This window comes from Rhizobium sp. EC-SD404, assembly GCF_902498825.1.
Lineage (GTDB): Bacteria > Pseudomonadota > Alphaproteobacteria > Rhizobiales > Rhizobiaceae > Georhizobium.
In genome coordinates, this window is the sequence record NZ_LR701459.1 from 872009 (window position 1) to 891557 (window position 19549).

The following is a 19549-nucleotide window of genomic DNA, read 5'->3' on the forward strand; positions in this document are numbered from 1 at the left end:
AAGGCGCGTCGCAGGAGGGCGGCACGCTGGGGAGGATGTGAATGACGCTGCATGACGTGTCGCTCGACGACAAATACGACCTGAACAAATCCCGCATATTCGTCACCGGAACCCAGGCCATCGTCCGGGTTCTCCTGACCCGCAAGGAACTCGACCGGCGCGCCGGGCTGAACACGGGCGGGTTCGTCTCGGGCTATCGCGGATCGCCGCTTGGTGGGCTCGATCAGCAGTTGTTCGGCGCAAACCGTCTTTTGCAGGCAAACGACATCGTCTTTCAGCCGGGCCTGAACGAAGAGCTTGCCGCCACGGCAATTTGGGGAACGCAGCAGACCGAACTCGACGGGTTCGGCAAGCATGATGGCGTCTTCTCCCTCTGGTACGGCAAGGGACCGGGTGTCGATCGCTCCGGCGACGTGTTCCGGCACGCAAATCTCGCCGGCTCGTCGCGCCACGGCGGCGTTCTGGCGCTCATGGGCGACGACCATACCGCCGAAAGCTCGACCAACGCGCACCAGACTGAATTTCAGTTCGTCGACACGATGATCCCGATCCTCAATCCGGCCGGCGTGCAGGAAATGATCGACTACGGTGTCATCGGCTTTGCGCTGTCCCGCTTCGCCGGTACCTGGACGGCGCTGAAATGCGTGAAGGACAACGTGGAGTCCACCGCCTCCGTCGAAGCCGGTCTCGACCGCTTCGAGGTGGTGATTCCCGAATTCGACATGCCGCTGGGCGGCCTGAACATCCGCAGCAACGATCTCGACTTCCTCGGCCAGGAAGAGCGGATGCACCAGTACAAGCGCGCCGCCGCTGCAGCGTTCATCCGCGCCAACCGACTGAACCGCGTCGTCTTCTCCGGCGGACGGGACGCCAGCCTCGGTATCGTGACCGTCGGCAAATCCTATCTCGACGTGCGCCAGGCGCTTGCCGATCTCGGCATCGACGAGCGCGAGGCGGATCGGCTCGGCATTCGCCTCATGAAGGTTGCCGCACCTTGGCCGTTCGACCGCGAGGACATCGTCGACTTTGCTCAAGGGCTGAAAACCCTGATCGTCGTGGAAGAGAAGCGCTCCCTGATCGAAAGCCAGATCCGCGAAGCGCTTTATGGCACCGCCCATCAGCCGGAAATCGTCGGCAAGAAGGACGAGCGCGGAGACTGGCTTCTGCCCATCAAGGGTGCACTCGATCCCAACGACATCGCGATTGCGATTGGCGAGCGCGTGCAGAGCACGATCGGTTTCAATGAAGCGGTCGCGGGCCGCTTGTCGCGCCTCAAGCAGATGCAGGCGATGCTCGCAGAGACGGGCGATGTCGCGGTGCGGCGTCCGCATTTTTGTTCCGGTTGTCCGCACAATTCCTCCACCAAGGTCCCGGAAGGGTCCGTTGCGGCAGCGGGGATCGGGTGTCACTTCATGGCCCTCTGGATGGACCGCGACACGGTGGGCTTTACGCAGATGGGTGGGGAGGGCGCGCAATGGGTTGGCCAGGCGCCGTTCACGAAGCGCGGCCATATTTTCCAGAATCTGGGCGATGGCACCTACAACCATTCCGGCGTGCTGGCGCTGCGCTTCGCTGTCGCCGCAAAGCCGAACATCACCTACAAGATCCTCTATAACGACGCCGTCGCGATGACCGGGGGCCAGGCGCATGAAGGCGGCCTGAGCGTCGATGCCATCGCCCGGCAGGTGCGCGCCGAAGGCGTCGAGCGCATCGCCGTCGTCACCGACGAACCCTACAAATACCCGCCGTCGGTGAAATTCCCTGACGGCACAACGATCGACCACCGGGGCGACCTCGATCGCGTGCAGCGCGAGCTTGCAGCCATTCCAGGCGTGACCGTGCTCCTCTACGACCAGACCTGCGCGGCAGAAAAGCGCCGCCGTCGCAAGCGCGGGCTCTATCCCGATCCGGACAAGCGGGTGATCATCAACGAACTGGTCTGCGAAGGCTGCGGCGATTGCGGCGTTAAGTCCAACTGCGTTTCCGTCCAGCCGGTCGAGACGCCGTTCGGGCGCAAGCGCCGGATCGACCAGTCGAACTGCAACAAGGATTTTTCCTGCCTCGACGGCTTTTGCCCTTCCTTCGTGACCGTTCACGGAGCGAAGCTGAAAAAGGCTGAGGGCGGAGCGAAGGCGCTCGGTGATCCCTTGGCCAACGTTCCCGAGCCAAGTCTTGCACCGCTCGATGATCATGGCTGGGCGGGCATCGTGACCGGCATCGGCGGAACCGGCGTCGTCACCATCGGCGCGATCCTCGGCATGGCCGCCCATCTGGAAGGCAAGGGTTGCGGCATGATCGACATGGCCGGGCTGGCGCAAAAGGGCGGCGCCGTCTTTAGCCATGTCCGCATCGCGCAGACTCCCGAAGCCATTTCGGCAATCCGGGTTTCAGCCGGCAAGGCCGACCTCGTTCTCGGCTGCGATCTGGTCGTGACCGGTTCGCGCAAGGTGCTCGCAGCAATCAGCGAGAACCGCACCCATGTCGTCGCCAACACCGCCGAGGTCATGCCGGGCGATTTCACCAGGGATGCCGACTTCAGTCTGCCGACAGAGCGGCTGAAACGTGCCATCAAGCAGGCGGCCGGCGACGCGCATTCCATCCTTGTCGACGCGAGCGCCGCGGCCGATGCGCTGTTCGCCAACGGCCTTGCAACCAACATGCTGATGCTTGGCCTCGCCTACCAGCGCGGCGGTATCCCGCTTTCCGCGGAAGCATTGGAAAAGGCTATCGCGCTGAACGGTCAGGCGGTGGAGATGAACGTTGCCGCGTTCCGTTGGGGCAGGGCGCTTGCCCATGACCCGGCGCTGGCCGCCCGATTGGGCGCTGGTGCAAAACCCGAGATCCACGATGATCTCGCGTCCGATATCGCGCGGCGGGAGCTCTTCCTGGTCGACTATCAAAACCAGGCCTACGCGGCACGCTTCCGCCGACGGATCGACCAAGTCGCGGCTGCGGAAACGGCAATCGCCGGCGCGCCCGGGCAGGTCACCCGCCAGGCCGCCGCATCGCTGTTCCGGCTGATGGCGATCAAGGACGAGTACGAGGTCGCACGCCTTTACACCGACACGAGTTTCGAGCGGCAACTCGCCGGGCAGTTCGCAAGCTACGAACGGCTGGAGTTTCATCTGGCGCCACCGCTGCTGCCCGGTCCGAAAACCGGCGACGGACATCCGGCGAAGCGCAGCTTCGGCCCGTGGATGATGTCGGCATTCCGGGTGCTTGCCGGTCTGCGTCGCGTTCGTGGATCGGTGGTGGATGTTTTCGGTTGGACGAGCGAACGCAAGGTCGAACGCAAAATGCTTTCGGACTTCGAGGCGGAGATCGAGCACGTCGCAACGACCCTGACCCGGTTGAACCTGTCGGCGGCGGCGGAACTTCTGGCGTGGCCGCAGGCTGTGCGCGGCTATGGGCACGTGCGGGAGGAGAACATTCGAAAGGCTATTCCACGCGCGGCATCCCTGCGCACGGCTTTCGACCGATCAGGTGAAGCGTTTCCGCTCGCCGCGGAGTAAAGATATGTCAGGCCCACACAAGGTGTCCTGCGCTAATGCTAAGAATGAGAAGCCCCCAATTCTCGCGGGGATTGCGCAAGCGTTCCTTAAGCCTTGGCTGTTAGAGATTGCGAATGTGGAACGCTGAACGGCCTAAAACGGCACAGAGCGAAGAGCGATTGCCCACGGACGTCTATCTCTCGTTCGTGCGTTCGCTATACGGAAATCGCTCGACCACCGTTGCAGGCATCGCAACGCATATCATCGTGTCGCTGGCGATCTACACCAAGGTCGGCGATCCGATGTTCATCGCTTTCGCGGCGATGTTCGCCGTGGTCGGTGCCGGCCGCGTTGCGCTGATGCGTGTGTTTGACACGATCGATTTTACCGGCGCGGACCACGCCTTCATCTGGAAATGGGAATTCCGCTCGATTGTCGGCACCGCGATCGTGTCGCTCGTGATCGGATCGATGTCCGCCTACAGCTCGTTTGTTGTACGAGAATACTTCGCGGAGATAGCGTCCATCGCGATTTCGATGGCTGGAATGATTTCGGTGGTCGGCCGGAACTATGGCTCACGCATCACCGTGAACCTCATTTCGATACTGCTTTTCGGCCCGATGGCCGTCGGTCTCTTCATGACCGGAGATCCATACAGAGCGCTGCTTGCTGTACTGGTCATACCGCTCGTTCTGACGACGCGGTCCATGGCGAACGGCGTGCGCGACTTCCTTTATCAAACTGTCCTCGGCAAGCGCGCCGTTCTTGTCATGGCCGAACGGCTGGACATGGCGCTGAACAATATGTCCCATGGACTGGTGATGCTCGACGAGGACCGTCGCATCGTTCTTGCCAACAAGAAGGTCGCAAGGCTCTTCAATCTGGCGGGTCCGGAAGTCGTCCATGACCGCAAGCTGGCCGTCGTTTTCCGTCACGCCGTAAGAAGCGGAGCGATCACGCGCGAACTGTCCAGCCAGATTTTGAACAGCATAGATGAGCTTTTCAACGGCCACCGGTCACGCTGTCTGATTAAAGTTTCCGACGATCTTTATCTCGAATTTTCCGCCCGGCGTCGCTCCGGCGGCGACGGCGTCGTCTTGATCTTCGAAAACGTCACTGCCCGTATCAAGGCCGACGAGAAGATCAACTATCTGGCACGCTACGACAGCCTCACCGGTCTTCCAAACCGCTATCACTTCGCCGATCTCGTGCGCGACCAACTCGCCGGCATGGACGGGTCCGACATGGTGGCGCTGGTCGTCATCGACATCGACGACTTCAAGCATGTCAACGACACGCTCGGACATGTCGCCGGCGACCGGTTGTTGTGCGAATTGTCTTCGCGCCTGAAAATGGTGGAGCCGCATCGGATCATTTCCTCGCGCTTCGGCGGCGATGAATTCGTCCTGTTGATCCGCGACGCTGATACCGCAACGGACGTATCGCGCGTGATGGGAGCGATCTTCGATGCTCTGTCGGGCATCTACATCGTCCAGGGCAACAAACTGTTCGCCAGCGTCAGTGCCGGCCTCGTACTCGCACGCCGCTCGGGTTTCGTGCTCGACGAACTGCAGATCAAGGCCGATCTTGCGCTGCATGAGTCCAAGAAGCGCGACAAGAACACTTGGACCGTGTTCGCCGAATCGATGGACGAGAAATATCGTCTCCGTCAGATTTTGAAGAAGGATTTGCGGTTGGCGATCGAGCAGCGCTCCTTGACGCTCGTCTACCAACCGATGTTCAGTGCCGACGGTCTGCGGCTCGCGCGCTGTGAGGCGCTCTCGCGCTGGCAGCACCAGACGCTGGGCGCGATTTCGCCGGGCGACTACATCCCATTGGCCGAGGAGATGGGCATCGTCCCGCTCATCACCGATTTCATGCTGCACACTGCCTGCCGCGACGCCGCGAGCTGGCCAGGTGAACTCGGTGTCTCGGTCAACCTCTCTGCGCTCGACCTGCGCAACCGCGACATCGTGCGTCTCGTCACCGATGCCCTCGAATCATCTGGTCTAGCGCCAGAGCGGCTCGAGGTGGAAGTTACCGAAAGCGCCTTCGTGGAAGACGCGGTTGCAGCCCGCGATATCCTCAACGAACTCCGCATGCTCGGCGTCACCATCGCCATCGACGATTTCGGCACGGGCTATTCCAATCTCTCCTACTTGAACAGCCTGCCGGTCACGAAGGTCAAGATCGATCGGTCCTTCGTGCGCGACGTGACCAAGAGTTCGAAGAACTTCAAGCTTTTGAGCGGCATCGTCTATCTCGCCCGCGAGATGGATCTCGAGGTCACGGTCGAGGGCGTCGAGACCGAAGAACAGTTGCGCATGGTCTGCGCAACGGGCCATGTCGACCTCATCCAGGGCTTCATTTTCGGCAAGCCACTGCCCCAGAGCAGTATCCGCGAACTCGCAGCGAAATCCGTGTCTGACAAGAAGTTGTCCCCCGCTGCAACGTCCGCAACCAACGCTGTAACGTCCACGCGTATCGGTCGCTAAGGCATTCCAGGTTGAGAAACCCGTCCGACGACAGTGTCGTCCGCCGCGTGCCGTTAACCATAATTATTTATGAATGAGCAGGAGCTACTACTCTCACGTTGCACATATCCGTATTTTGATTAAGATTTTAAGCGAATGCGGATCATGTGAGGTTGCAATGATCGACGATATCCATTCGCGGATGCAGATGGCGACACATTATTTGGATTTGATGGATCGGATTGAGTATCGTCGCGTCGAGACCACCGAAGATCTTGAGACAGTTGGCGCACTGCGAGCCAAGGCTTATCAGGCCCACAACCTGACTACGCACAATGGGTCGATGATTGATGATCTCGACTATAAAGAAAACGCATATATATTTACTGTTTACTACGAAGAGCGACTTATATCGACGATAAGACTGCATCACATGACGGCTGATCAACGTGACAGCACGTCGATCAAATTGTTTCCCGATGTTCTCAATCCGTTGCTCGACCAAGGCATGACGTTCATCGATCCTGTGCGGCATGCCAGCGATCCTGAACTGATGGGTGAGCTGCCTCTGCCGTTCCTTACTCTTCGCCTTGGTGCAATGGCGACTGAGTATTTCGATACCAACTATTGCTTGGCGCCGGTCAGGCGTGCGCACTCCGCATTTTATCGTAGGTTCTTCGGTGCTACCCAACTTGCGGAAGAACGCAAACTTGAGGGCATTCACGACCCAATCGGTTTGTTCGCGGGAAGGCTTGTATCCAGCAACACCAGGCTAATGGATCGCTACCCGTTTTTTCGCTCAACCCCACGCGAGCGGGAGCTCCTATTCGCACCTGCCGAAAAGCTTGGCGTCACGCCGCTGACAGTGCGACCAACGGCGCGTTTCGCCCTCGCTCGAGCAAAGCGGCCTGTGGCCGCGTAAGTCACGCACCCAATCCTTGCGTTCTCTTGCCCCATCATGCCGAAGAGGGGGACGTGGCTGCATGGCGCATTGCTCTTCGATCACGCATTGTGTATGCCGTGCCCGATAAGCCTGATGGAGAGTTAGACCCATGTCCGAAGAAAAGTCCGGCCCGCTCGAAATGGGCGCCGAGATGGATTACTCCGAGCACGATCGCACCTATTCGTTTTTCCTGTCAGCCACCAAATGGGGCACCGTCTTCTGTGTGGCGCTCCTCATCGCAATGGCCTTCGGTTTCTTCACCACGGCCGGCTTCTTCTCAGCCACGATACTCTTCATCATCCTGAACGTCGGCGCGTTTTTCCTGCTGCGCTAGGTCGGGTCGCAATAGCCGCCAGTCGAAGCGGCGTTAGTTGAGCGTTCGAAGGCATCGGCGGGGACCGTGGGTGCTTCTTGCGTGATCGAGAGGGAGATTCGAGTGGCCAAGCTGCTGTTTATCGCGAAGGAAAAGGCATCCGGCGAAAGCCGCGTAGCCGGCTCGCCTGATACCGTAAAGAAACTGGTCGCCGCCGGCCTCGAGGTCGTCGTCGAAGCCGATGCCGGCAGCCAGTCACGTATTCCCGATGCAGAGTTCGAAAAGGCCGGCGCCACGATCGGCACCGCTGCCGATGCGGCGCGCGCCGATGTCGTCCTCAAGGTGCGTCGTCCCGATGCCGAGGAAGCCGCCGGCTACAAGTCGGGCGCCGTCGTCATCGCCATCATGGACCCTTACGGCCATGATGATCTGATCGCCGATCTCGGCTCCAAAGGCCTGACGACCTTCGCCATGGAACTGATGCCGCGCATCACCCGCGCCCAGTCCATGGACGTCTTGTCGTCGCAGGCCAACCTTGCCGGTTACCAGGCCGTTATCGATGCCGCGTCCGCCTTCGATCGCGCCATGCCGATGATGATGACCGCCGCCGGCACCGTTCCGGCCGCAAAGGTCTTCGTCATGGGGGCAGGGGTCGCCGGGCTTCAGGCGATCGCGACCGCCAAGCGCTTGGGTGCTGCCGTTTCGGCAACCGATGTGCGCCCGGCTTCCAAGGAGCAGGTCGCATCGCTCGGCGGCAAGTTCATCGCGGTCGAGGACGAAGAGTTCAAGGCAGCGGAAACCGCCGGCGGATATGCCAAGGAAATGTCCAAGGACTACCAGGCCAAGCAGGCAGCGCTCGTCGCCGAGCACATCGCCAAGCAGGACATCGTCATCACGACGGCGCTGATCCCGGGTCGTCCGGCGCCGCGCCTCGTGACCGCAGACATGATCGCATCGATGCGGCCGGGTTCGATCCTGGTCGATCTCGCGGTCGAGCGCGGCGGCAACGTCGAGGGCGCGGTTGCAGGTGAAGTCGTCGACAAGAACGGCGTGCGCATCATCGGCTACAACAACGTGCCGGGCCGCATCGCAGCCAGCGCATCGCTTCTCTACGCCAAGAACCTCCTCACGTTCCTCCAGACGATGATCAAGGACGGCGACGTCTCGATCAACTTCGACGACGAACTCGTGAAGGCCACCGCGCTGACGCATGGTGGCAAGGTCATTCATCCGAATTTCGGTGGCGGCACGCCATCGCCCACGCCGGCACCAGCACCGCAGGCAACCGAGGCGGATGCCGCGACGAACAAGGGAGACGCTTGATATGGCCACTCCAGCACTCGAACAGGCGCTCGACGAGCTCGACCGGGCCGCTCAGGGCGTTCGCGATGCGGCCGGCTCTGGCGTCCTCGACGCTGCGGGCGCCGCGGCGCATGGCGCGACCGGCGGCGCGATCGATCCCTTCGTCTTCCAGCTCGCCGTTTTCCTGCTCGCGATTTTCGTCGGCTACTACGTGGTCTGGTCGGTGACGCCTGCGCTTCACACGCCCCTGATGTCCGTCACCAATGCGATTTCCTCGGTCATCGTGGTCGGCGCATTGCTCGCCGTCGGCATTTCGACCAGCGGCATCGCAACGGGCTTCGGCTTCGTCGCGCTGATCCTGGCGTCGGTCAACATCTTCGGTGGCTTCCTCGTCACCCAGCGCATGCTGGCCATGTACAAGAAAAAAGAGAAGTGAGGGGCTGATCCATGTCTGAGAGTTTCGCAGCCCTTCTCTATCTCGTGTCCGCAGTGCTGTTCATCCTGGCACTGCGCGGCCTTTCTCATCCGACGACCAGCCGTCAGGGCAATACGTTCGGCATGGTGGGCATGGGCCTCGCCATCCTGACGACGCTCGTTCTGGCGGCCCCATCCTTCGGCGGGTTCATGCTGATCGTGCTCGGCCTCGCCATCGGCGGCGGTGCCGGTGCCGTGATCGCTCAGCGCATTCCGATGACGGCGATGCCGCAGCTGGTTGCTGCGTTCCATTCGTTGGTGGGTCTCGCGGCCGTTCTCGTTGCCGCCGCAGCACTTTACGCACCGGAATCCTTCGGCATCGGTCTCGTCGGCTCGATCGGCGCCACGGCCCTGATCGAAATGTCGCTCGGCGTCGCGATCGGCGCGATCACCTTCACCGGCTCGATCATCGCCTTTCTCAAGCTTGACGGGCGCATGTCCGGCAAGCCGATCATGCTGCCCGGCCGCCATGTCATCAATGCCGGTCTTGCTGCGACGATCCTGATCCTGATCGCCATCCTTGTCGGCACCGAAAGCCATTTCGTCTTCTGGCTGATCGTCATCGCGTCGCTGGCGCTCGGCGTGCTCATCATCATTCCGATCGGCGGCGCCGACATGCCCGTCGTCGTGTCGATGCTGAACTCCTACTCCGGCTGGGCCGCAGCCGGCATCGGCTTCACGCTCGGCAACCTCGCCCTGATCGTGACCGGCGCTCTCGTCGGCTCCTCGGGTGCGATCCTGTCCTACATAATGTGTAAGGGCATGAACCGATCCTTCGTGTCGGTCATTCTCGGCGGGTTCGGCGGTGAACAGGTCGCCGGCGGTAGCGACGATATCGACCGCACCACCAAGCAGGGTTCGGCCGACGACGCCGCCTTCCTGATGGCGAATGCGGGCAAGGTCATCATCGTGCCGGGCTACGGCATGGCGGTTGCTCAGGCACAGCACGCGCTGCGCGAACTGGCCGACTCGCTGAAGGAAAAGGGCGTCGAGGTGAAGTACGCGATCCATCCGGTCGCCGGCCGCATGCCCGGGCACATGAACGTGCTCCTGGCCGAAGCCAACGTTCCCTATGACGAAGTCTTCGAACTCGAGGATATCAACTCGGAATTCGCACAGGCGGACGTCGCCTACGTCATCGGCGCGAACGACGTGACGAACCCGGCTGCACGCGACGACCCGTCTTCGCCGATCTTCGGCATGCCGATCCTCGACGTCGACAAGGCCAAGACCTGTCTCTTCGTCAAGCGCTCGCTCGGCTCCGGCTATGCAGGCATCGACAACACGCTGTTCTACAAGGATGGCACGATGATGCTGCTGGCCGACGCCAAGAAGATGACGGAAGACATCGTCAAGGCACTGCACGAACACTGAGCCGCCAGTCGGCTCAACCAAAGAAAAGGCCCGCCCGGGATGTCCGGGCGGGCCTTTTCATTTGATCGAAGAGAAAGCTGCGAGGCTGCAGCTTGGGAGCTGCGTCAGATGCCCCGCGTCCGGCTGAGGCCGTCCTTTGCCGGCTGATAGTTCGGGTCGAGCTGGGCGGCGCGCGCGTAGGAACGGGCGGCGCGGTCGTTCTCGCCACGCTGTTCGTAGATCAGCGCCTGGTTGGCCCAGGACTCCGCAACGTTCTCGTCGAGCTGGATCGCGCGGTTGAAGTCCGTGAAGGCGTTGTCCTGGTCGCCGACCGCGAAATAGGACAGGCCGCGGCCATTGTAGGGCTCCGGTGAGCGCGGCGAGATCGAGATCGACCGCGAGAAATCCTCGATCGCTTCGACGTGACTGCCGCGGCGCTGCTGGATGAGACCGCGATTGTGATAGGCGCGGGCGTCGGTGGAGTTGAGCTGGATGGCGCGGTTGTAGTCGGCGTAGGCCTCGTTCAGCATGCCGGCTTGGCGATAGATGTTGCCGCGCCCGACATAGGCGGCGTCGTAGTTCGGATTGATCTGGACCGCGGCATTGTAGTCGGCGATGGCCTGTTCGCGATTGCCGAGATTGCGGTGGATCAAGGCCCGGTTTGCATAGGCCTGATAAAAGCGGGGATTGAGTGCAAGCGCCTGATCGAAATCGGCAATGGCCAGTTCGAACTGCCCACCACGGCCGTAGGCCGAGCCACGGACGTTGTAGGCTTCAGGATCCCGCGGATTGTTCTGGATGACCTGCGTCAGCGAAGCGATGTTCTGCTCGCTGCCCTGCGCGGCGTCGAGACGGATCATATCCGCGTTCGGCATGCCGGCCGACTGGCAGCTCGCGAGAACGATTGCGCTGAGAAGCGTGCCAGCGAGGGCGGCTCGTCGGCGCCCGGCGCGGGATTGAAACGAGAGTGAAGCGATGGCCAATGTCAGGATCCCTTGTCGATCGTTGGAGCCGGCAATCGAATCGCCGCGTTGATCAGCTAGCGAAGAAGCCCGGCAACATTACGGTCTGTTGGCAAAAAGAAAAGGCGGGTGCGAATATTCGCGCCCGCCCATCAAAATCTTTATCCCGGCAAAAAGATCCGGGCGTGCCGAAGCACTTTATCCGCGTGTCGGAGCGGCACGGCCGCCGAGCAGGCCTTCGCGCTGAGCGCGCTTGCGAGCAAGCTTGCGCACGCGGCGAACGGCTTCAGCCTTTTCGCGGGCACGCTTCTGCGACGGCTTCTCGTAGAAGTCGCGCATTTTCATTTCACGGAAGATGCCTTCGCGCTGCATCTTCTTCTTCAGCGCTCGCAGCGCCTGATCGACATTGTTATCGCGGACAAGAACCTGCACGTTAATCCCGTTCCTTCGTTCTATTTCGGTGGCTGACGATACTGCACGTCGTCGCATGACATTTCGTTCGTGCAGCGAGCCACCGAACGATCGGCGTGGTAACTAGCAGAAAGAATTTCGGCCGTCCAGTTGGAAAAGCACCGAAATACAGGCGTTCCGTCACTTTTCACGGCACGCCTGAAAGGCGGTACCTGCCATGAATTTGCGCGATCGACCTTCCCGCTTTACGCGTCGTTCAAGGTCGCAAAAGGACCATTGTCGACCTTTCCAATTTGACATGGCTTGGATAGGTCCAGTGCTTACGATGCGCCACAGGCCGAGGAGCATGCATGCGCAAATATTCCATCTTCGCGATCGCCCGGGAAGCCATGCGTGGCCACAAGGGTTGGGACAAGCAGTGGTCGTCGCCCGAGCCGCGTTCGTCCTATGACGTCGTGATCGTAGGTGCCGGCGGGCATGGTCTGGGTACGGCCTATTACCTAGCCAAGGAACATGGCATCAAGAACATCGCCGTGATCGAGAAGGGCTGGCTCGGCGGCGGCAACACCGGCCGCAACACGACGATCATCCGCTCGAACTACCTTTATGACGAAAGCGCCGGTCTTTATAACCACGCGCTGAACCTGTGGGAGACGCTGTCGCAGGAGCTGAACTACAACGTCATGTATTCTGCCCGCGGCGTCATGATGCTGCAGCACAATGTCCATGACGTGCAGTCGGCCAAGCGCCACATCCATGCCAACCGGCTTAACGGCATCGACAATGAATGGCTCGAGCCCGATGCGGCAAAGGCTTTCTGCCCTCCGCTCAATATCTCAAGCAATGCGCGCTATCCCGTCATGGGCGCCGCCCTGCAGCGCCGCGGCGGCGTTGCCCGGCACGATGCGGTCGCCTGGGGCTATGCGCGCGCCGCAGCCGATATGGGTGTCCACATCATCCAGAATTGCGAAGTGACGGGCATCCGTCGCGGCGCGAACGGAGACGTGACCGGCGTCGACACCGCGCGCGGCTTCATCGGTGCGAAAAAGGTCGGTGTCGTTGCCGCCGGCCATACCTCGGTGCTGATGGATATGGCCGGCATCCGCATGCCGCTCGAAAGCTTCCCGCTGCAAGCGCTGGTATCCGAGCCGGTGAAGCCGATCTTCCCCTGCGTCGTCATGTCGAACACAGTGCACGCCTATATCTCCCAGTCCGACAAGGGCGAACTGGTCATCGGGGCCGGGACCGACCAGTACACGTCCTATTCCCAGACGGGCGGGCTTCACATCATCCAGCACACTCTCGACGCGATCTGCGAGATGTTTCCGATTTTCAGCCGCATGAAAATGCTGCGCTCCTGGGGCGGCATCGTCGACGTCACGCCGGATCGTTCGCCGATCCTTGCCAAGACGCCGGTCAAGGGCCTCTACGTCAATTGCGGCTGGGGGACGGGTGGCTTCAAGGCGACGCCGGGCTCGGCCCATGTCTTTGCCCACACGATTGCCAACGACGCACCGCACAAGATCAACGAGGGCTTCACGCTCGAGCGGTTCCGCACCGGCCGGTTGATCGACGAGGCCGCCGCTGCGGCTGTCGCACACTGAGACGAGAGGCCTGAGACAGAAATGCTGCTGATCAACTGCCCCTATTGCGACGAAGACCGCCCGGAGATCGAGTTCCGCCATGCCGGTGAGGCCCATATCGTGCGCTCCGACAAGATGGCCGATCTTACGCCTGAGGAATTCGAGCGGTACTTCTTCGTGCGCGATAACCGGAAGGGCGATGTCGCCGAGCGTTGGCGCCATATCCACGGCTGCGGGCGCTTCTTCAATGCCGTGCGCAACACCGTCACCGATCGCTTCCTCATGACCTACAAGGCTGGCGAGCCGCGGCCCGTGCTTCCCGATCCGCAGGCGAAGGCAGCAGCCACGGAAGGAAGCGGCCAATGAGCGGCAACGCGTATCAGGGCGGCGCAAACCGCCTGCCGGGAAAGGGGCGTTTGACGCCGGCCAAAACCGTGCGCTTTTCCTTCGATGGCCGCACGCTGACCGGGCTTGAGGGCGATACGCTCGCTTCCGCGCTGCTTGCCAACGGCATCCATCTCATGGGCCGGTCGTTCAAGTATCACCGCCCGCGCGGTGTGCTTTCGGCCGGGGCCGAAGAGCCGAATGCGCTGATGCAGGTCTCACGCGATTCGGCGCGCTATCAGCCGAATGTCCGCGCCTCGGTGCAGGAAATCTTCGACGGGCTGCGCGCCTCCTCGCAGAACCGCTATCCTTCGCTCGCCTTCGATGTCGGCGCCGTCAACGACGCGCTGTCGCCGCTCTTTTCGGCTGGGTTCTACTACAAGACCTTCATGTGGCCGCGCGCCGCATGGAACAAGTTGTATGAGCCGGTCATCCGGCACGCCGCCGGTCTTGGTGAATCGCCGAAGGAGGCGGATCCGGACCACTACGCGCAGCGCTATGCACATTGCGATGTCCTCGTCGTCGGCGGTGGCCTGGCAGGCTTGTCGGCGGCGCTTGCAGCGGCCGAGTCGGGTGCAAGCGTCATCATCTGCGACGAACAGCCCGAAATGGGCGGCGCCCTCCATTTCGACACCAGCATCGCCGTCAACGGCGAAACCGGATTCGACTGGGCGCAGAAAACCGCAGCCCGACTCGCCTTCATGGATAATGTCCGCGTTCTGACGCGCACGACGGCGTTCGGATACTACGCACAGAATTTTGTCGGCCTGGCCGAACGCGTGACCGACCATCTTGCGCTTCCTGCGCCGGACCAACCGCGCGAGAGGCTGTGGCAGGTCCGCGCCAAGCGCGTGGTGCTGGCGACGGGCGCCATCGAGCGGCACATGGTCTTTCCGGGCAACGATCGTCCGGGCATCATGCTGGCCTCGGCAGCGCGCACCTTCCTCAACCATTACGGCGTCGCCATCGGCGCGAAAGTGGCTGTCTATACGGCAAGCGACAGCGCCTATGAGGCGGCCTTCGACCTGCAGGATGCGGGCGTTCGCATCCCCGTCATCGTCGAGGCACGCGACCGGCCGGGCGGCGCCCTTCTGGAAGAGGCACGCACGCGCGGCATCGAGGTTCTGACCCGCCATGCCATCGCCTCGACCAAGGGCAGATTGCGCGTCTCGTCGATCGCGGTTGTCCCCGCCGGCGCGTCGGGCAAGGGCCGCGACATCGAGGTGGATGCGCTGATCACGTCGGCCGGCTGGACGCCATCGGTGCATCTTTTCTCGCAGTCACGCGGCAAGGTGGCCTGGGATGCGGAAAGCGGCCGGTTCCTCCCGGGCATCGACGCTCAGGATTGCGTATCGGTCGGCGCCTGCACCGGCATGGATGATCCCGTCGCGCTCGTCGAGGAAGCGCTCGAGGCGGGCCTCGCGGCTGCTAGCGCATCGGGCTTCGACATTTCGGGACGCCCCGTCATCGATATCGATCACGAGGGCATCGATGCCGGCTCGTGGTCGGCAGGGCTCGCCGGCGCCGTTGGCGCGCCCGAATCCGGCAAGGCCTTCGTCGACTTCCAGAATGACGTGACTGCAAAGGACATTCGTCTCGCGGTCCGGGAAGGCATGCATTCGATCGAGCACGTCAAGCGCTTCACCACCAACGGCATGGCGACCGACCAGGGCAAGACGTCCAACATGCACGGCCTTGCGATCGCCGCCGAGACGCTCGGCAAGCCGATCCCGCAAGTGGGCCTGACGACGTTCCGCGCGCCCTATACGCCGGTGACGTTCGGAACGATCGTCGGCCAGAGCCGGGGCGTGCTGTTCGACCCGGCAAGAAAGACGCCGCTGCACGGATGCCTGGTCACGAACGGGGCCGTCTTCGAGGATGTCGGCCAGTGGAAGCGCGCTTGGTACTTGCCGCGCGCCGGCGAAACCATGCACGCCGCCGTCTCGCGCGAATGCCGCACGGTGCGCGAGACTGCCGGCCTTTTCGATGCCTCCACGCTGGGCAAGATCGAGGTCGTCGGCCCGGACGCGGCAGCCTTCCTCAATCTTCTCTATACCAACGCCTGGGACAAGCTGGAGCCCGGCCGCTGCAAATACGGCATCATGCTGCGCGAAGACGGCTTCATCTACGATGATGGCGTCGTCGGCCGCCTGGCCGCCGACCGCTTCCACGTCACGACGACGACGGGCGGTGCGCCGAGGGTCCTCCATCACATGGAAGACTATCTCCAGACCGAGTTCCCGCATTTCGATGTCTGGCTGACCTCGGTTACCGAGCAATGGGCCGTCATCGCCGTACAGGGACCTCAGGCCCGCGACATCATCGCGCCCTTCGTGGACGGCATCGACATTTCCGATGAGGCGATGCCGCACATGTCGGTGCGCGAGGGCAAGATCTGCGGTGTGCCGACGCGTCTCTTCCGCATGTCGTTCACCGGCGAGCGCGGCTTCGAGATCAACGTCCCGGCCGATTACGGCCAGTCGGTGTTCGAAGCCCTGTGGGAGCGCGCCGAAGCGATGGGCGCCTGCCTCTACGGCACCGAGGCGATGCATGTGCTGCGCGCCGAAAAGGGCTACATCATCGTCGGCCAGGATACCGATGGTACCGTTACGCCCGACGATGCGGGTCTCAACTGGGCAGTGGCGAAGAAGAAACCCGATTTCGTCGGCATCGCCGGTCTGAAACGCTCCGACCTGCAGCGGCCGGATCGCAAGCAACTCGTGGGGCTGAAGACCAAGGACCCGACCCTCGTGCTGGAAGAGGGGGCGCAGATCGTCGCCGATCCGAACGAGAAGATCCCGATGACGATGATCGGGCACGTCACCTCGTCCTACTGGTCGGAAAATTGCGGCCGATCGATCGCCATGGGCGTCGTCGCCGGTGGCCGCAACCGGATGGGCGACACGCTTTACGTGCCGATGCCCGACAGGACGATCGAGGTTGAAGTCACCGACACCGTGTTCTTCGACAAGCAGGGAGAACGGCTCAATGGATAGCCCCGTCGGCGTGGAACGCTTTCATCCCTTGCACGGACGGCGCGGCGGTGGAGCCGCCGTCGGCTTGACGCCGGCGCAAGCTGCCGTGCGGATTTCGCTGCGCGCCAAGCCGGACGCGGTCTCAGCACTGTCCGGCGGCCTCGGCCTCGATCTGCCGACCCGCCCGAAGACGGCCGTGGTCAACGCCGACGGCACGCGCTCCGCGCTCTGGCTCGGCCCGGACGAATGGCTGGTCATCGACGACGGCGAAAATGGCGGCGCTGCCGATCTCGTGAAAGCGCTCGCCGATACCGGCGTTCTGCATTCCGCGGTCGATGTCTCCCACCGCCAGACCGCCATCATGGTCACCGGCGAGGCGGCCGCCGAAACGCTCGCAGCCGGCTGCCCGCAGGACCTGTCGTTGAAGGCGTTCCCCGTGAATGCCTGCTCGCGCACCGTGCTTGGCAAGATCGAAATCGTGCTCTGGCGCATGGCCGACGACATGTTCCGCGTCGAGTGCTGGCGCTCCTATTCCGACTACGCCTTCGCATTCCTGAGCGAAGCTGCACGGGGCGCCGGCGCCTGAAGCTGTCGGGTGTATCATCCCGGAGCTCGACGCTGTGACGAGGCCGGCCGGAAGCACGCAATCGAATAGGTGGAGAAGCTACCCCAGGTTGCTTTCATCGGGAAAAGCGGTTGGTATGCGCCCGCCGGCATTGTTCGCAGCAGCGTTCACCGGGCGAATAGGGGGGCGTGGTGGCGGCACTTCGGATTTTTTTGCATTCGGTTCGAATGGCAATCGGCAATCTCGCAGAGGCGGTCCGGGTTTTTGGGTTACTTTATGTGCCAATAGCGGCAATGGATTTTCTCCCAGACCCAGAAGAAGGGTCAAGCGCTGCCTCATCGGTCTCATACTTCTTTTACGTGGCGCTTCCGGAATGGTTGCTGTTTCTGTTCCTGTTCAGTTGGATGGCCATCGCTTGGCATCGTTATATTTTGCTCGGCGAACGATTTAGAACGATCTTACCTCCATTCCGGCGCGATCGATGGGTCGCCTACGCACGACTCACTGTACTCCTCACGCTGATCATGGTTGTGTTGGTGGCCGCTGGGTTCGGTGCTCTTTATTCGGTTGTTGTTTGGTTCGACTTGCCCGCACTCATCATGAGCGGCGGTTATGGCATAGGACTAGTCGCTCTTGTGGTCTTCTATCGGCTCAGCATTGCGCTGCCGGCCTCTTCGGTTGATCAACCTTTGTCGATAAAGGGGCATGGAGGGCCACGCGTCGCGCAAAATGGACAATTTGCGTCGTTCTCCTTCTTGGGGCCGCGTTGGTGGTGGTTTTCGAAGGGCTTGCTATCCTTTTGGCGGCAGTTCCGGCACTATCGGTGCTGGCTGTGCCGGCACTGTCGGTGCTCTGGCAGATAATCACCGGCTGGATATTGACGGTCCTCAGCGTGACCATTCTGACAACCATCTACGGCCACTACGTCGAGAGACGGCCGATCCCCTGATCGGTGGGAAGCTCCCTGCGGGAAGTCTCGCGCGCAGTATTGAAAGGTGGACAGGTCACTCCGATCGAGGTTCCTCACCACCCCAGTGTCAGATACCATCCGGCCAGTTCTTCAGATCGAATTGCACCAGTGTCAGCCAGTCGGCGGTGAGAGCCGATTTTGGCTCGCCCTCGATCTCCACCGTGACCTGGTAGCGCAGCATCATCATCTGGTGGCCGCGTCGGCGGGCTTCGGAGAGAACGAAACGGCCGCGGATGCGCTTGCCGGCCTTCACCGGCGCCATGAACCGCAATTTCTCGAAGCCGTAATTCACGCTGAGCTGCTGGTCCTCGATGGTCGGGATGCAGTCGTAGTTCATCGCCGACAGCAGCGAGACGGTGAGGAAGCCGTGCGCGATCGTGCCGCCGAAGGGTCCTTCCGCGGCTGCGCGCTCCGGGTCGACATGGATGAACTGGTGATCGTTCGTTGCCTGGGCGAAGCGGTCGATCATCGCCTGGTCGACCGTGATCCAGTCGGACAACCCGATCTCCGTTCCGACCTGCGCGACGAGGTCTTTGAGCGAAATCGTCGTGGCCAGGACGCTGGTGTCAGTGGTCGGCATTTTCCATGATCCGTTGCATGCGCTCGGCGGCACCTCGCAATTTGGCTGCCAGTTCTTCGCGCTGATAATCCATGCGGTAGAGCGGACCGGCGATCGCCAGGCCGAACCGCCGCGTTCCATGCACCAACGGGACGCCGATGCCCATGACGTCGGGCGTGAATTCCGCCCGGTCCTCGGTCCAGCCGCGTGCAACGGCGGCGTCCAGTTCCTCCATCAGCTTCCCGGCGTCGGTGAACGTTGTCGCCTGGTGACGCACGAAGTCGACCTGCTCGAGAATGCGCGCCCGCTCCCGCTGGTCGTAGGAGGTGAGGATCGCCTTGCCGGTGGAGGTCGTATAGAGCGGGCGTCGCTCGCCGCAGCGGGCAAAATAGCGGATGGGCGACGCCGCCTCGACCACGTCGATATAGAGCACTTCGGCTCCCTGCCGTGCGGCGAGCAACACCGTTTCCCCGGCCGAGCGCGCCAGATCCTCCATCTCGCCATGGATGCGCTGGAGGAAAACGTCGCCCTCCATGATCAATGTCGCGATTTCATGGAGCCTTGGCGTCGGGTAGTATCCGCCGCGCTGTCGGGTCTCGTAGATCAGCCCGCGGGCAAGGAGCGTGTCGATGAGATTGAAAACGCTGGATTTCGGCATGCCGAGCTCGTCGGCGATGATGGTCAGCGTCAACGGACGCTTGTCACGCGCAAAAAGCTCGAACAGATCGAGCGCATTGTCCACCTGTCGCACGCGCATGCAAGCCTCCCGCTCATTCTGAAAGTTCATATA

The 19549-nt window shown here is 62.0% G+C and carries 16 protein-coding genes; 12 read left to right on the forward strand and 4 right to left on the reverse strand.

The window, feature by feature from the left end; all coding sequences use genetic code 11:
* Nucleotides 1-41: 41 nt before the first annotated feature.
* The 7 genes from GC125_RS05120 to GC125_RS05150 all read left to right on the forward strand — a co-directional run bounded on the left by GC125_RS05120 (nucleotide 42) and on the right by GC125_RS05150 (nucleotide 10371).
* Nucleotides 42-3512 (forward strand): indolepyruvate ferredoxin oxidoreductase family protein, encoded by a 3471-nt coding sequence (locus GC125_RS05120; protein ID WP_151984334.1) that lies wholly within the window; start codon nucleotides 42-44, stop codon nucleotides 3510-3512.
* Between the two features lie 158 nt (nucleotides 3513-3670).
* Nucleotides 3671-5986: a putative bifunctional diguanylate cyclase/phosphodiesterase gene (locus GC125_RS05125; protein WP_199864453.1), complete on the forward strand. Its 2316-nt coding sequence runs from the start codon at nucleotides 3671-3673 to the stop codon at nucleotides 5984-5986.
* Between the two features lie 157 nt (nucleotides 5987-6143).
* Nucleotides 6144-6887, forward strand: coding sequence for an N-acyl amino acid synthase FeeM domain-containing protein (locus tag GC125_RS05130; RefSeq protein ID WP_151984336.1), 744 nt, complete (start codon nucleotides 6144-6146; stop codon nucleotides 6885-6887).
* A gap of 130 nt (nucleotides 6888-7017) precedes the next feature.
* A complete protein-coding gene (locus tag GC125_RS05135; protein ID WP_151984337.1) occupies nucleotides 7018-7242 on the forward strand; it encodes an aa3-type cytochrome c oxidase subunit IV in 225 nt (74 codons plus the stop codon).
* Nucleotides 7243-7344: 102 nt separating this feature from the next.
* Nucleotides 7345-8544 (forward strand): Re/Si-specific NAD(P)(+) transhydrogenase subunit alpha, encoded by a 1200-nt coding sequence (locus tag GC125_RS05140; RefSeq protein ID WP_151984338.1) that lies wholly within the window; start codon nucleotides 7345-7347, stop codon nucleotides 8542-8544.
* A 1-nt stretch (nucleotide 8545) separates the two neighbouring features.
* A complete protein-coding gene (locus tag GC125_RS05145; RefSeq protein ID WP_151984339.1) occupies nucleotides 8546-8959 on the forward strand; it encodes an NAD(P) transhydrogenase subunit alpha part 2 in 414 nt (137 codons plus the stop codon).
* An 11-nt stretch (nucleotides 8960-8970) separates the two neighbouring features.
* Nucleotides 8971-10371, forward strand: coding sequence for an NAD(P)(+) transhydrogenase (Re/Si-specific) subunit beta (locus GC125_RS05150; RefSeq protein ID WP_151984340.1), 1401 nt, complete (start codon nucleotides 8971-8973; stop codon nucleotides 10369-10371).
* 104 nt (nucleotides 10372-10475) lie between these two features.
* On the opposite strand, the gene GC125_RS05155 is transcribed toward GC125_RS05150, so the two are convergent.
* A complete protein-coding gene (locus GC125_RS05155; protein WP_502706086.1) occupies nucleotides 10476-11342 on the reverse strand; it encodes a tetratricopeptide repeat protein in 867 nt (288 codons plus the stop codon).
* A gap of 168 nt (nucleotides 11343-11510) precedes the next feature.
* Nucleotides 11511-11801 carry a 30S ribosomal protein S21 gene (gene rpsU / locus GC125_RS05160; protein ID WP_353617048.1) on the reverse strand — a complete coding sequence of 97 codons (291 nt, stop codon included), beginning with the start codon at nucleotides 11799-11801 and terminating at the stop codon, nucleotides 11511-11513.
* A gap of 272 nt (nucleotides 11802-12073) precedes the next feature.
* Between rpsU and GC125_RS05165 the strand changes: the two genes are divergently transcribed.
* The 5 genes from GC125_RS05165 (at nucleotide 12074) to GC125_RS05185 (ending at nucleotide 18179) form a co-directional block, all read left to right on the forward strand.
* Nucleotides 12074-13327, forward strand: a complete 1254-nt coding sequence (locus GC125_RS05165) for a sarcosine oxidase subunit beta family protein (protein ID WP_151984341.1) — start codon at nucleotides 12074-12076, stop codon at nucleotides 13325-13327.
* 21 nt (nucleotides 13328-13348) lie between these two features.
* Complete coding sequence (locus GC125_RS05170; protein ID WP_151984342.1) at nucleotides 13349-13672, forward strand: sarcosine oxidase subunit delta; 324 nt, start codon at nucleotides 13349-13351, stop codon at nucleotides 13670-13672.
* Nucleotides 13669-16686 carry a sarcosine oxidase subunit alpha gene (locus GC125_RS05175; protein ID WP_151984343.1) on the forward strand — a complete coding sequence of 1006 codons (3018 nt, stop codon included), beginning with the start codon at nucleotides 13669-13671 and terminating at the stop codon, nucleotides 16684-16686. The genes GC125_RS05170 and GC125_RS05175 overlap by 4 nt, the downstream gene beginning before the upstream one ends.
* Nucleotides 16679-17251, forward strand: coding sequence for a sarcosine oxidase subunit gamma (locus GC125_RS05180; protein WP_151984344.1), 573 nt, complete (start codon nucleotides 16679-16681; stop codon nucleotides 17249-17251). Before GC125_RS05175 ends, GC125_RS05180 begins: the two co-directional genes overlap by 8 nt.
* Nucleotides 17252-17999: 748 nt before the next feature.
* Nucleotides 18000-18179: a hypothetical protein gene (locus tag GC125_RS05185; RefSeq protein ID WP_151984345.1), complete on the forward strand. Its 180-nt coding sequence runs from the start codon at nucleotides 18000-18002 to the stop codon at nucleotides 18177-18179.
* An 88-nt stretch (nucleotides 18180-18267) separates the two neighbouring features.
* Here GC125_RS05185 and GC125_RS05190 read toward each other — a convergent pair whose 3' ends face one another.
* Together GC125_RS05190 and GC125_RS05195 are read right to left on the reverse strand one after the other, a co-directional pair.
* Entirely contained in the window at nucleotides 18268-18756 is a 489-nt protein-coding gene (locus GC125_RS05190) for a MaoC family dehydratase (protein ID WP_151987583.1), read from the reverse strand.
* 10 nt (nucleotides 18757-18766) lie between these two features.
* Nucleotides 18767-19516, reverse strand: coding sequence for an IclR family transcriptional regulator (locus GC125_RS05195; protein ID WP_199864455.1), 750 nt, complete (start codon nucleotides 19514-19516; stop codon nucleotides 18767-18769).
* Nucleotides 19517-19549 lie beyond the last annotated feature (33 nt).

What these genes read in the sequence shown, in the direction of transcription:
- GC125_RS05130 (WP_151984336.1), top strand. Translation starts at nt 6,144, where the DNA reads ATGATCGACGATATCCATTCGCGGATGCAGATGGCGACACATTATTTG.
- GC125_RS05145 (WP_151984339.1), top strand. Translation starts at nt 8,546, where the DNA reads ATGGCCACTCCAGCACTCGAACAGGCGCTCGACGAGCTCGACCGGGCC.
- GC125_RS05195 (WP_199864455.1), bottom strand. Translation starts at nt 19,516, where the DNA reads ATGCGCGTGCGACAGGTGGACAATGCGCTCGATCTGTTCGAGCTTTTT.
- GC125_RS05135 (WP_151984337.1), top strand. Translation starts at nt 7,018, where the DNA reads ATGTCCGAAGAAAAGTCCGGCCCGCTCGAAATGGGCGCCGAGATGGAT.
- GC125_RS05150 (WP_151984340.1), top strand. Translation starts at nt 8,971, where the DNA reads ATGTCTGAGAGTTTCGCAGCCCTTCTCTATCTCGTGTCCGCAGTGCTG.
- rpsU (WP_353617048.1), bottom strand. Translation starts at nt 11,801, where the DNA reads ATGCGACGACGTGCAGTATCGTCAGCCACCGAAATAGAACGAAGGAAC.
- GC125_RS05165 (WP_151984341.1), top strand. Translation starts at nt 12,074, where the DNA reads ATGCGCAAATATTCCATCTTCGCGATCGCCCGGGAAGCCATGCGTGGC.
- GC125_RS05170 (WP_151984342.1), top strand. Translation starts at nt 13,349, where the DNA reads ATGCTGCTGATCAACTGCCCCTATTGCGACGAAGACCGCCCGGAGATC.
- GC125_RS05175 (WP_151984343.1), top strand. Translation starts at nt 13,669, where the DNA reads ATGAGCGGCAACGCGTATCAGGGCGGCGCAAACCGCCTGCCGGGAAAG.
- GC125_RS05120 (WP_151984334.1), top strand. Translation starts at nt 42, where the DNA reads ATGACGCTGCATGACGTGTCGCTCGACGACAAATACGACCTGAACAAA.
- GC125_RS05180 (WP_151984344.1), top strand. Translation starts at nt 16,679, where the DNA reads ATGGATAGCCCCGTCGGCGTGGAACGCTTTCATCCCTTGCACGGACGG.